The organism is uncultured Microbacterium sp. (assembly GCF_947632095.1).
GTDB lineage: Bacteria > Actinomycetota > Actinomycetes > Actinomycetales > Microbacteriaceae > Microbacterium.
Genome location: NZ_CANROA010000010.1, coordinates 49,857 through 61,344, shown reverse-complemented (window position 1 = coordinate 61,344; position 11,488 = coordinate 49,857). Strand labels below are relative to the sequence as shown.

The window sequence follows — 11,488 nt, the reverse complement described above, 5'->3', positions numbered from 1 at the left end:
GGATCACACCGCCATGCACCTCGACCGCCATCCTTCCGCTGCTTCATTGGGCATCTAACGTATCAGCAACTACGGCACTTAGGATACGTTCATTCTGAGAGAGGGGCGAGAATCGGGGATGCTGGATGCAGGCGACTGGGCGCGGTGCGCGTGCTGTGCGTGCGTGCGTGGGTGGGTGTCAGTGTGCGACAAGGGGCGGCAGCGTGGGGCCAGGTTGGCGCAGACGCAACGGCGTCAGCTGTCCTGAGAGAATGGGGGCATGCCGAGTTCTGTTCAGCTGATCCGCGCCGCCGACCTCTCAGACATTGCCGAGTACGCGTACGCGGCGACAGCGCCGAAAGACTCTCGGCTGATCTTCCTCGCCGGATCATGCCCACTGGACGAGCACGGCGCGACCGTCGCGGTCGGCGACTACGCGAGCCAGGCTGCCGCGTGCGTCGAGACGATGAAGCGCGCTCTAGCCGCCTCCGGCGCGACGATCCAGGATGTCATCAGCACGCGGGTACTGGTTGCATCCTCGTCGCAGAGCAATCTTGTAGCGGCGTGGGAGGTCGTGCGCGACGCCTTCGGGAAACACGACGTGCCGAGCACGTTGATGGGCGTGACCGTGCTCGGCTACGACGACCAGTTGGTCGAGATCGAAGCGGTTGCCGCCGTCATTGACTGACCACGAAGCCCGCCGATGGGCGGCGGAAGGCTCGCTTCAGAGTTGCATGAGCAGGCAGCCAGGTGTGCCGTTCGGTGCGGGTCGGAACCCGTGCCGAACGTAGAGTCGCGCGCCGGGGTTGCCGTCCTCGACTGAGAGGCTGATCGCAGCAACGCCACGGGATCGAGCTACCTCGGCCACCTGGCGCAGAAGCAGTCCGCCGATGCCTTGGCCTCGGTGCTCGGCATCGACCCAGATGCTTAGCTCCGGGGTGGTCGCGGCGACGAAGCCGTAGCCGGGGCCGTCTGCGGTGAAGTAGCGAAGCCAGACCGCCGCGACCGCTACCCCTGTGGTGTCCTCTGCGACAAGGCCGAAGTCTTCGCCAGTCGGCCACTCGTCGTAGTAGTGGCGAAACTGCGGGGTGTCCTCGACCTCGCTCCTGGTGAAGCGCGGGCTTTTCCAGTTCAGGTCGTCGAGCGTCGCCCGCGCGAGCAGCCCACGGTCTGCCGCCGTCGCACCTCTCAAGGAAACATTAGTCATGCCCTGCGCCTCGTCCGGTTATCCGGCGCGGCCTCGGCGTCCGGGCGGGAGGAGCCCTTTGCGGCGTGCGCGGGCGACCCAACCTTGCGCGGTCGAGAGCGGCACCCGGCTGATCTCGGCCATGCGTGCGGTGGGGTTGGGTTCGCCATCGTCCACGAGGCGCGTGTGTTGCAGGGCGACGACTTCGTAGAAGTCTGGTGTGCGCTTCGGGTTCCCGAGCGGTTTCATCACGTCTTCGGATCGCATGACGCGACCAGACGGCATGGTGAGGGTGCCACCTTCGAAGCGGGTAGCGCCGGTGACGGTGAACTGGCGGCGGTTGATAGCCGCCTCAATCCGGGACGTGGGGAGGTTTCGGAGCATTGGGCTTGCTACTGGGTCACCGGCCTGTTCGGGCAGGTAGATGATTCCCGTGATCCGCACTTCACCCATCGGCTCTTGGTGCATAAGGTACTGGCGTTGCAACCGCAGCAGCACGCGGGTGTAGGACTGGACGTGCTGGATGAGGAACCAGCGCCCATCGCGGCCATCGTTGTACCCGCGCAGTTCTCCGTCCGGCCCCGGCGTCGGGTATCTCCGCTTGTCGTACTTGAGCGCGGCGTCGATCGCGACAGAGTCGGCAGAGGATTCGATCACGGGCGGATCGGGCATCGCCCAGCCCGCTGGCAGGTCTTCAGCGACCAGCAGGGGAACGTCCTCCACGTCTTGACTCATGCTCTTGATGGTAGTGGAACCTCCGATTCATCTCAAACAATGGCCGTTACGCCAAGTGTGTGCTACCTTGATATGGCGTACCTGCTGTCGCGTGAGATTGAGGTGAGTATCCTGACCCCAGCCCCGACCCGTCAGCGCCACCATCGCGCGGCGCAAGACCGGGGTGCGCTCGACTCAGGGGCGGGGAGTGATCCGGTGCTTCGGCTCCGCACGATCCGCCGCGCGGAGCCGGATGTGGAGAAGCTGGTGGAGTGGGTGCTGAACATCACCCAGACCCGCTACGACGCCTACCGAGACGGCCAACCTGATCCCTACGGTCTTCCGGCCCCTGAGAATCTGAGTCTGATGTCAGACCGGCGAGGCAGAGTAGAAGACAAACCCGCGCAGCACCGAAGGAGCACCGCATGACCCCCTACATCGCTCCCACCCTCACACCGCTTGATGCCGTCGGCTCTGGCGCGGGCGACAAGCCGGTGCTGCTGGCCGTGTCCTACCTGCGTGTCTCCACCCGCGAGCAGGCCGAACGCGGCGGTACCGAGGAAGGGTTCTCCATCCCCGCGCAACGGGAGGCGAACCACCGCAAGGCCGACGAGCTGAGCGCACGGATCGTGCGGGAGTTCGTCGACGCGGGCGAGTCCGCACGCTCCGCCGACCGTGACGGGCTGCAGGAGATGCTGGCGTTCATCGCGGCGACGCGGGTGCAGTTCTGCATCGTGCATAAGCTCGACCGCCTCGCCCGCAACCGCGCCGACGACGTGAAGATTCACGAAGCCCTCATCAATGCGGGCGTCACACTCGTCTCCGCTACGGAGTCGATTGATCAGACACCGTCGGGGATGCTCGTGCACGGCATCATGTCGAGCATTGCCGAGTTCTACAGTCGCAACCTCGCCACCGAGGTCACGAAGGGGCTGACGCAGAAGGTCGCGCAGGGCGGCACGCCCATGCGCGCACCCATCGGTTACCTCAACGTGCGCCGCACCGACGACAACGGCAGGGAGGTGCGCACGGTTGAGGTTGATCCCGAACGCGCACCGCTCATCACCTGGGCGTTCGAGCACTACGTGACCGGCGAGACCTCCGTCACCGGGCTGCTCCGTGAGCTGACAGCACGGGGGTTGCTGACGGTGCCGACGCCCAAGCGCCCCTCGAAGCCGCTGGGGAAGAACACCCTCTACAAGCTCCTGACGAACCCGTACTACGCGGGAGTGATCCGCTACAAGGGTGCACTGCATCCCGGCGCGCACGAGCCGATCGTGGAACCGGAACTGTTCGACAAAGTGCAGTCGCTGCTCCGGGCGCGGACGGCGAAGATGACCCGGCACGTTCAGCACGCACATCACCTCAAAGGACTCCTGCACTGCGGCACCTGCGGGTCACGCATGCTGCTCGATTTCGCCACGAATCCGCGCGGGACGACCTACGCCTACTTCATCTGCTCCGGCCGCGCCGCGAAGAAAACGAACTGCACACGACGGGCCGTGCCCGTCGCCGTCGCCGAGCGCCTGGTCGCGGACTCCTACGCCTCCCTCACGATCAGCGACGCCACCTACCAGCGGCTCGCAGCCGACGTTGATGCGGCATTCGACAAACGCAACGCGGGCCAGGACCAGGAAGTCGCGGACCTGACCGCGAACCGGGCACGCCTGGAAGCCGAGTCCGACAAGCTCCTCGCGGCGCACTTCGCCGACGCCATCGACCTGACAACGTTGAAGCGCCACCAGGATCGAATCCGCGCGGGGCTGGCGGACGTGAACCGTCGCCTTGCCGAGCACAGCGAGCACCACACCGGCGGACGCGCGTTCCTCCACGACAGCCTGCGCCTGATCACCGACGCGCACCGCGCCTACGCCCACTCGGGCGATGACGACCGACGACTCGCGAACCAAGCCTTCTACACCCGGCTCGACATCACCGACGACGAACAACTACGGCCACACCTCGCAGAGCCGTTCGCAACGATCTTCCGTGAGGCGCACGACGGCGGCGACGAAGGCAAGGAAGCGAAACGGGAACACACCACATCTTTCGATGTCGCGTGTTCCCGTAAGACACTTTGGGTGGACCTGAGGGGACTCGAACCCCTGACCCCCTGCATGCCATGCAGGTGCGCTACCAGCTGCGCCACAGGCCCATCTTGTTTTGTTTCCCCGTTCCCGGGGCAACAAGAAAAGCTTACAACAGGAGTCGTCGGCCGCGCGAATCGAGCGCGGCGCCCGGGTGTTTCGTTTTGGGATGCGGGAACACCCGGGCTGTGATCGACGTTGTGACGGGCATGGATATCTGGGAGAGCGTCGTCATCGGGGCGGGCCAGGCGGGGCTGTCAGCGTCGTACCACCTGCAGCGTCTGGGAATCCGTCACGTCGTGCTCGACGCGAACGCATCGGCGGGTGGCGCCTGGCAGCACCGGTGGGATGCGCTGACGATGAGCGACGTCCACGGCGTCGCCGAACTCCCGGATGCCGCGGCGCCGGTGCGCGACGCCCAGCGCGCGAACATCGTCGTACCGGCATCCTTCGCCGCCTATGAGACGGAGCACGATCTCCCGGTGATCCGTCCCGTCCAGGTCGACAGCGTGACGGATGATGACGGCATTCTCGTCGTGCGGGCGGGGGAGCGCACCTGGCGCACTCGAACAGTCGTCAACGCGACCGGAACCTGGACGCAGCCGTTCCTTCCGCGTTATCCGGGAATGGTGACGTTCCTGGGCGAGCACCTGCACACCATCGACTATCCGGGGCCGGAGCATTTCCGGGGGCAGCGGGTGCTGGTCGTCGGCGGGGGAGCCTCTGCCGTGCAGTTCCTCGGGTCGCTCGCCCCGATCACGGAGACGCTGTGGGTGACGCGGCGGGAGCCGATCTGGCGGGATGACGAGTTCACGCCGGAGGCCGGCGCCGCAGCGGTCGCGCTGGTGGAGAAGCGCGTCGCGGAGGGGCTCCCGCCGCAGAGCGTGGTGGGTGTGACCGGCCTCATGCTCCGGCCGCAGGAGCAGGAGGCCTGGGGCCTGGGCGCCTACGCCGACCGTCGCCCGATGTTCCAGCGGGTCGAGCCCGACGGCGTGCGCTGGGCAGATGGCTCCTTCGAACCCGTCGATGCAATCCTCTGGGCGACCGGATTCCGACCGGCCATCGCGCATCTCTCACCGTTGAAGCTGCGGAGCGCCGCCGGGGGCATCCAGCTCGACCGGCGCGGCCGCGGAACCCGAGCTGTCGCGGATCCTCGTGTGCAGATGGTCGGTTATGGCCCTTCCGCGAGCACGATCGGTGCGAATCGTGCCGGACGCACGGCGGCGCTCGGGGTGCGCACCGCGCTCGGTGCGCCGGTCACCACCGGTTGAGCACGTCCTCCGCCCAGCCCTCGATGCCATCCACGCAAACGCAATTTCCGCGGCATCCAGAGCCCACCCGGTCCAGACTCCGAACAGCTGATCCGTGCGGGTCGTGATCACGAGAGCATTGGTTCTCGAGCGCCGGTTGAAGAACGGCGTACATGTCAGATCAGCGCTCCGACCGGTGATGCGCCACGGGCGGAGGAGAGCATCCGGGTCGCACTCCCAGGAGAACGACTCGCTGATCTTGGAGACCCGGCCAGCGACCATGAGGGCGTTCTCGGTCGCCGGCCGTGCGACGTCCTTCACCGTGTCTTGGAAGCGTCGGGTGCTGCAGCCGCCAGCGACCTCATCGAAGTCGAGGGTGAGCTACGTGGTCAGCTCGCGTTCGTTTATGGCTCGATTATCGCGGCCCGGAATGCCGCCGGGGAGACTAGCCTGGACGCATGTCTCGGGTCATCGTCTTCGGCGGTCACGGCCGCATCGCTCTGCTGCTCGCTCCGCTCCTCGTGGGGAACGGCGATCAGGTGACGGCGGTGATCCGCAATCCTGATCATCGGGCGGAAGTCGAGGCTACCGGAGCCACCGCGCTCGTCGTCGATGTCGAGAAGACCGACACCACGGGTTTCGCGGAGATCCTCCGCGGGCATGATGCGGTCGTCTGGTCGGCCGGTGCGGGCGGGGGCAACCCGGAGCGAACCTATGCGGTCGATCGGGATGCCGCGATTCGGTCGATGGATGCCGCCTCCGCCGCCGGAGTGAAGAGATACGTCATGGTCTCCTGGATCGGTTCGACCGCCGAGCACGGTGTTCCCGAGGGCGACTCGTTCTTCCCCTATGCGGATGCGAAGTGGGCCGCGGACGAGCACTTGCGCGGCACGGATCTCGAGGGCACGATCCTAGGTCCCGGTGGCCTCACCTTCGACGAGCCGACCGGCCGGATCGCACGCGACCCCGCGGGGCGCGGAGAGGTCGCCCGTGCCGACGTCGCCGAGGTCATCGCCGCGACGCTGCGCGAGCCGTTGACGATCGGGCGCACCATCCGCTTCGGCAACGGCACGGCAGATTCTACCGAGCCGATCCGCACAGCTCTGCGCCGCTGAGCGCGATGGCGAAGAACGCTGCTCGCGGTTCCGCCGCCCTTGTGATCGCCCTGGGCCTCATCGGTATGCCGGCGGCCGCTGCAGCACCTGCCCTCACGATGGTGCAGCGCGCCGAGAAGTCGGCTCCGGCGCAGCACGCAACGCGTCTGGTCGAGGCGATGACGACACAGGAACGGGCGGCGAGCATCGTCATGGGGCATATCCCCGCGACGGATCCCGCGGTGCTCGCGCAGTACATGGCCGACACGGGGATCGGCGGCTTCATCCTCATGGGCGCGAACATCCCGGACGACGAAGGCCAGCTTCAGCGGATCACGGCAGCGCTCAGTGCCGACCCCGCTGTTCCGGCGCTCGTCGCGATCGACCAGGAGGGCGGACTGGTCTCCCGCCTGCCGTGGGACGACTTCGCCGCGTCGACGATGCTGAAGAACGCACCGGTCGAGCAGACGCAGGTCGCTTTCGCCGGGCGTGCGGCGCTGGTCGCCCGCGCGGGGGCCACGGTGAACTTCGGAGTGGTGGCGGATACGACGGCCGATACGGGGTCGTTCATCTACGGTCGGGCGCTGGGCGCCGACCCCGTTTCGGCGGCAGCACGCGTCGCTGCGGCTGTAGCCGCAGAAGAGCCGCTCGCCGCCTCGACGCTCAAGCATTTCCCCGGGCACGGTGCGACACCGGGTGATTCCCACGAGTTGATCCCGTCGACATCGAAGTCCCGTGCGCAGTGGGAGGAGACGGATGCCGTGCCCTTCGTCGCGGGGATCGAAGCCGGAGCCTCCCTTCTGATGTTCGGGCATCTGGCCTACACCGCGGTCGATGAACTCCCGGCGTCGATGTCGGCGACGTGGCATGCCATCGCCCGCGACGACCTCGGGTTCGACGGGGTCATCGTGACCGATGATCTCGGCATGCTGCAGTCGAGCGGAATCGCGGCCTATGCCGACCCGGTCGCCAACGCGGTCGCCGCAGTCGCCGCGGGAAACGACCTCGTGCTGACGATCGCGCACTCGACCCCGCAGACCGTTGTCGACATCACGCAGGGGATCGTCACGGCCGTGGAGAACGGGGTCATCGACGAGGAACGGCTTCAGGATGCCGCGGAGCGCGTCATGACGCTGCGGCTGGAGCGTGCGGCATCCGCCGCCGTCTGGTCGCCCGCCGACTGATCCTGTCCGAGCCAGGCTTCCAGCATCCGTGCCCGTAGCGCATTGCCGCGCTCGGCGAATCTGCGCTGGCGGCGCACGTACTCGGCCTTGCCCTCGCTCGTCTCGATCGGCACGGGGATGACTCCCCAGCCAGACAGGTCATAGGGTGCGGCCTCCATGTCGAGCAGACGGATATCGCGGGCCAGCTCGAAGGAATCGAGGAGGATCTCACCGGGGATCATCGGGCCGAGCTTCATGGCCCACTTGTATATGTCCATGCCGGCATGAAGGCAACCGGGCTGTTCGAGCACAGGCTGATCGGCTCGCGTCAGCGCCTGCCGATTGCGCGGAATGGCGTCGGGCGTGAAGAATCGGAAAGCATCGAAGTGCGTGCAGCGCAGGTCGTGCGCGTCGACGACCGCATCGGTTCCGGCCTGTCCGAGCCGGAGAGGGGCGCTGTGCCGGTGCTCGTCGTCGCGGTAGACCATCGCCCACTCGTGCAGGCCGAAGCATCCGAACTGTCCCGGGCGGGAGGCCGTGCGACGCAGGATGGATTCGATGAGGCCGGCCAGAGGGGCCTTCTGCTCCGCGAAATCAGCGGCGTCCGCAACGACCGATCCGGGCTCGGAGCCCGGCGAATACCAGCGCCAGTCGGCGCGCTCGGATGCATCGTTCAGTTGGATTCCGGCTCCGGCATGCCAGCGACGCAGCTGGGCGGGGGAGTACGAGTAGTAGGTGAACAGGAAGTCCCACACCGGATGCTTCTCGCCCCGCGTCGCGCGATCACGGTGCTCGGCGGTGAGCGCATCAGCGCGATCCTGATGGGCGCCCTCCCGCGCCTGCCAGTCGGTGCGGGAGAGGGGTGCTGCTCGGGTCATGAGCGCAGGATGCCGACGTCGGTGAGGCGTTCGCGGAGCCCCGCGCCATCGGATGCCGCGACCCAGGGCGCAGTGAGATCGGAGTGATCGTCGGAGGCCGCTCGGCCGCCGGCGAGCATCGCCTCCGCGGTGGAGAGCTGACGGATGGCCACTCCGGCGACGAGCTCGGGGTGCTCCTGCATGAACTCGCCGTAGATGGCCTCGTCATGCTGACCGTCGTCACCGATGAGGAGCCACTTCATATGGGGGAACTCGGTGGCGATGCGACGCAGGTTCGTGAGCTTGTGCTCGCGCCCGCTGCGGAACCACCGATCATGCGTGGGGCCCCAGTCGGTCAGCAGCATCGCGCCGGAGGGGAAGAGATGGCGGCTCATGAACCGGGTCAGCGTCGGTGCCACGTTCCAGGCGCCGGTCGAGACGTAGATGATCGGCGAGCCGGGATTCTGCTGGATGAGCTGGTCGAGCAGGACGGCCATACCGGGGACGGGCTGACGGGCATGCTCGTCGATGACGAAGGAGTTCCATGCGGCGACGAAAGGACGCGGCAGCGCCGTGACCATCACGGTGTCGTCGATATCGGAGAGCACGCCGAACCCGACATCGTCGGCGACGATGAATGCTGTGGCGTCGACGGGCTCCTGGCCCTCGACGCTCATCGTGAAGCTCTGCCAACCGGGGGCGAGCTCGGCGGGGATCACAGCATCGATGACGCCGCCACGATCGGCGATGACCTCGTGGGTCTGGCCGCAGATCGTGACCTGGGCCTTCGCGAAGCCGATCGGGATGCCGACGAAGCTGCGCCACCCGCGCACGCTCGCGTACTCCCCGTTCTCCGTGCGGCGGCGCGGCGGCACGATGAGCACGCGGCCCACCACTCGAACCCACCCGGTTCCGCCGTAGCCGGGGAAGGGGAGAATGGTCGCCGAACGCCCCCGGCGTCGCGCCCAACGCTCCCGCCAGGCGTGCAGGCGGTGTTCGAGGCGCGCGAACCAGTGGATCCGGGGCTTGGCTACGCTGTCTTCGGACATCCCCTTCAGTCTTTCATGCTCGGAGCGGCGCTCTCTGCCGAGTCCGCGGTGTGCATGTGTCGGGCCTCCCACCGGGTGAGGAGCTTCTTACCGAGCCAGATCACGAGGAGGAAGACGATGATGACGGCGACGAAGATGTATCCGGCGAAGTGCACGCGGTCGACGAGTTCCCGGAATCCACCGGCGGCGAGCGAGGTGACGCTCACATACGCTCCGGCCCAGAGCAGGCAGGCGGGGGCGGTCCAGGCGAGGAACCGACGGTAGGAGTAGGCGCTCATTCCGACGGTCAGCGGAACGAGCGAGTGCAGGACGGGCAGGAAGCGCGAGAGGAAGATCGCGACGCCGCCGCGGCGCTGCAGGTAGTTCTCGGCGCGCTGCCAATTTCCTTCGCCGATGCGGCGACCGACCCAGGAATGCCGGATGCGCGGGCCGAGCCAGTGTCCGAGCCAGAAGCCGATGCTCTCGCCGATAAGTGCGCCGATCACAACGGCGATGATCATGGCGATCGCCTGGGGGAATCCTTCGACACCGAGGGAAGCGATGATGACGATGGTGTCCCCGGGGACGATGAGCCCGATGAGGATGCTCGTCTCCAGCATCACCGCGACGCCGGCGATCAGCGTGCGGGTGAGGGGGCCGACCGCCTGGACGAGGTCGAACAGCCAGAGAAGGAAGTCATCCACCCGCCCGAGAATACGGTGTCTTGTGCGCTTTACGCTGAGAGGGTGCCGCACCCCGCCTGCGTGATCCGCCGCGCCACGGATCCGCCGCTCGATCTTGAAGCGCTGTTCCTCGTCCTCGTCGACGGCGAGGACGACCTCTTCTGGCTGGACGCCGGAACGGATGCCGGGGAGGGATGGAGCTTCCTCGGGGTCGGATATGCGGATCCGGATGGCCCCGGTGCGGTGGTGCTGGGCGATCCCGAGGCGGGAGCCGGGCCCCCGCTGTGCGACGGGTGGGTCGGCTGGTTGGACTACGAGAGCGGCGCCGCCGTCTCAGGCGCACCGGTTTCGGACAGCGCGGATGCTCCGGCCTGGGTGCGCCTGCGCGCGGCGATAGCCGTCGATCATGCGTCCGGAGAGATCTGGGCCCTCGGCGATCGGCAGACGGTCGACGGATGGATCGCGGCATCCGCTCAGAATTCCGCGCAGGCAAGGTCGGAGTCCGAGGCTGTACGCGTCGCCGTGGCGCGGCACGCACCCGACGAATACGCGGCGCTGATCGAGGACTGCCGTGACGCGATCCGCGCCGGAGACGCCTACCTGCTGTGCTTGACGACGCGCTTCAGCGTGCCCGGCGCGCACGACCCGGCTGCGGTCTACCGGCGGCTCCGTCGAGCGAGCCCCAGTCACCACGGCGGCTTCCTACGGATCGGCGGGCGCGCTCTGCTCAGCGCCAGCCCGGAGACGTTCCTGCGGACGAAAGGCAACCGTATCGTCACCCGCCCGATCAAGGGCACCCGGCCGCGGGGCCGGGACGCAGCATCCGACATCGCCTTCGCCGAAGAGCTGCTCGCGAGCGCCAAGGAACGCGCGGAGAACGTCATGATCGTCGATCTGATGCGCAATGATCTCTCGCGGATCTGCGAGCCGGGAACGGTCCGCGTCGACGGACTCTGGCAGATCGAGTCGTACCCTGCGGTGCACCAGCTCGTGAGCACGGTGAGCGGCCGGCTTGCCACGGGCACCACGGTGCGGCGGCTGCAGCGGGCGGTTTTCCCCGCCGGCAGCATGACGGGAGCCCCGAAGCTGTCGGCCATGACGGTCCTGAACCGGCTCGAGCGCGCACCGCGCGGTGTGTATAGCGGATGCTTCGGCTATATCGGCGTGGACGGGGCTGTCGATCTGGCGATGGTGATCCGGAGCATCGTCATCGATACGGAGGGGGCGGTCGTCGGAGCAGGGGGAGGGATCACCTGGGGATCGCTCGCCGCCGACGAGGTCGCCGAGGTCGCGACCAAGGCACGGGCGCCACTGGCAGCCCTCGGAGCGGAGCTGCCCGACACCTGGCGCGGATAGTCATCGGATATCCTGGAAGCGCCCGACTTTTGTGCAGTCCGCTTCCTGAGATTGGCCGTTCGTTGTCTGAAAACCTGCCCACACCCACCGA

At 67.3% G+C, this 11,488-nt stretch carries 11 protein-coding genes, 1 tRNA gene and 2 pseudogenes; 6 read left to right on the top strand and 8 right to left on the bottom strand.

Features of this window, described 5'->3' with window-relative positions; genetic code table 11:
- Nucleotides 1-259: 259 nt before the first annotated feature.
- The gene (locus Q0Z66_RS04930) at nt 260-667 is read left to right on the top strand and encodes a RidA family protein (protein WP_298038447.1); all 408 of its coding nucleotides are present in this window, start codon (nt 260-262) and stop codon (nt 665-667) included.
- 36 nt (nt 668-703) lie between these two features.
- On the opposite strand, the gene Q0Z66_RS04925 is transcribed toward Q0Z66_RS04930, so the two are convergent.
- The gene (locus Q0Z66_RS04925) at nt 704-1,186 is read right to left on the bottom strand and encodes a GNAT family N-acetyltransferase (RefSeq protein ID WP_298038444.1); all 483 of its coding nucleotides are present in this window, start codon (nt 1,184-1,186) and stop codon (nt 704-706) included.
- A gap of 18 nt (nt 1,187-1,204) precedes the next feature.
- Nucleotides 1,205-1,900, bottom strand: coding sequence for a hypothetical protein (locus tag Q0Z66_RS04920; protein ID WP_298038443.1), 696 nt, complete (start codon nt 1,898-1,900; stop codon nt 1,205-1,207).
- A gap of 404 nt (nt 1,901-2,304) precedes the next feature.
- Here Q0Z66_RS04920 and Q0Z66_RS04915 point away from each other — a divergent pair.
- Nucleotides 2,305-3,357: pseudogene (locus tag Q0Z66_RS04915) on the top strand (recombinase family protein); the annotation flags it as partial.
- Here Q0Z66_RS04915 and Q0Z66_RS04910 read toward each other — a convergent pair.
- Together Q0Z66_RS04910 and Q0Z66_RS04905 are read right to left on the bottom strand one after the other, a co-directional pair.
- Nucleotides 3,277-3,828, bottom strand: a complete 552-nt coding sequence (locus Q0Z66_RS04910) for a hypothetical protein (protein WP_298038441.1) — start codon at nt 3,826-3,828, stop codon at nt 3,277-3,279. The pseudogene Q0Z66_RS04915 and the gene Q0Z66_RS04910 overlap by 81 nt on opposite strands.
- 133 nt (nt 3,829-3,961) lie before the next feature.
- Nucleotides 3,962-4,034 (bottom strand) — tRNA-Ala (locus Q0Z66_RS04905).
- Between the two features lie 120 nt (nt 4,035-4,154).
- Here Q0Z66_RS04905 and Q0Z66_RS04900 point away from each other — a divergent pair.
- Nucleotides 4,155-5,237: an NAD(P)/FAD-dependent oxidoreductase gene (locus tag Q0Z66_RS04900; protein WP_298038439.1), complete on the top strand. Its 1,083-nt coding sequence runs from the start codon at nt 4,155-4,157 to the stop codon at nt 5,235-5,237.
- Nucleotides 5,238-5,351: 114 nt separating this feature from the next.
- On the opposite strand, the pseudogene Q0Z66_RS04895 reads toward Q0Z66_RS04900, so the two are convergent.
- Nucleotides 5,352-5,498 (bottom strand): annotated as a pseudogene (locus Q0Z66_RS04895) (DUF2804 domain-containing protein); the annotation flags it as partial.
- 176 nt (nt 5,499-5,674) lie between these two features.
- On the opposite strand from Q0Z66_RS04895, the gene Q0Z66_RS04890 reads away from it, so the two are divergent.
- Both Q0Z66_RS04890 and Q0Z66_RS04885 read left to right on the top strand, forming a co-directional pair.
- Nucleotides 5,675-6,331, top strand: coding sequence for an SDR family oxidoreductase (locus Q0Z66_RS04890; protein ID WP_298038438.1), 657 nt, complete (start codon nt 5,675-5,677; stop codon nt 6,329-6,331).
- Nucleotides 6,332-6,336: 5 nt separating this feature from the next.
- Entirely contained in the window at nt 6,337-7,494 is a 1,158-nt protein-coding gene (locus Q0Z66_RS04885) for a glycoside hydrolase family 3 N-terminal domain-containing protein (RefSeq protein ID WP_298038436.1), read from the top strand.
- Here Q0Z66_RS04885 and Q0Z66_RS04880 read toward each other — a convergent pair.
- The 3 genes from Q0Z66_RS04880 to Q0Z66_RS04870 are packed head-to-tail and all read right to left on the bottom strand — an operon-like array spanning nt 7,416 to nt 10,062.
- Nucleotides 7,416-8,351 carry a 3-methyladenine DNA glycosylase gene (locus Q0Z66_RS04880; protein WP_298038433.1) on the bottom strand — a complete coding sequence of 312 codons (936 nt, stop codon included), beginning with the start codon at nt 8,349-8,351 and terminating at the stop codon, nt 7,416-7,418. The genes Q0Z66_RS04885 and Q0Z66_RS04880 overlap by 79 nt on opposite strands.
- Nucleotides 8,348-9,379, bottom strand: coding sequence for an App1 family protein (locus Q0Z66_RS04875; protein ID WP_298038432.1), 1,032 nt, complete (start codon nt 9,377-9,379; stop codon nt 8,348-8,350). Before Q0Z66_RS04875 ends, Q0Z66_RS04880 begins: the two co-directional genes overlap by 4 nt.
- 5 nt (nt 9,380-9,384) lie before the next feature.
- Nucleotides 9,385-10,062 carry a DedA family protein gene (locus Q0Z66_RS04870; protein WP_298038431.1) on the bottom strand — a complete coding sequence of 226 codons (678 nt, stop codon included), beginning with the start codon at nt 10,060-10,062 and terminating at the stop codon, nt 9,385-9,387.
- A gap of 42 nt (nt 10,063-10,104) precedes the next feature.
- Here Q0Z66_RS04870 and pabB point away from each other — a divergent pair, with 42 nt between their 5' ends.
- Nucleotides 10,105-11,397: an aminodeoxychorismate synthase component I gene (gene pabB, locus Q0Z66_RS04865; RefSeq protein WP_298038430.1), complete on the top strand. Its 1,293-nt coding sequence runs from the start codon at nt 10,105-10,107 to the stop codon at nt 11,395-11,397.
- Nucleotides 11,398-11,488: the final 91 nt, after the last annotated feature.

Excerpts from the sequence above, each read along its gene's own strand:
- Q0Z66_RS04930 (WP_298038447.1), top strand. The coding sequence starts at position 260 with ATGCCGAGTTCTGTTCAGCTGATCCGCGCCGCCGACCTCTCAGACATT.
- Q0Z66_RS04925 (WP_298038444.1), bottom strand. The coding sequence starts at position 1,186 with ATGACTAATGTTTCCTTGAGAGGTGCGACGGCGGCAGACCGTGGGCTG.
- Q0Z66_RS04920 (WP_298038443.1), bottom strand. The coding sequence starts at position 1,900 with ATGAGTCAAGACGTGGAGGACGTTCCCCTGCTGGTCGCTGAAGACCTG.
- Q0Z66_RS04890 (WP_298038438.1), top strand. The coding sequence starts at position 5,675 with ATGTCTCGGGTCATCGTCTTCGGCGGTCACGGCCGCATCGCTCTGCTG.
- Q0Z66_RS04885 (WP_298038436.1), top strand. The coding sequence starts at position 6,337 with ATGGCGAAGAACGCTGCTCGCGGTTCCGCCGCCCTTGTGATCGCCCTG.
- Q0Z66_RS04880 (WP_298038433.1), bottom strand. The coding sequence starts at position 8,351 with ATGACCCGAGCAGCACCCCTCTCCCGCACCGACTGGCAGGCGCGGGAG.
- Q0Z66_RS04875 (WP_298038432.1), bottom strand. The coding sequence starts at position 9,379 with ATGTCCGAAGACAGCGTAGCCAAGCCCCGGATCCACTGGTTCGCGCGC.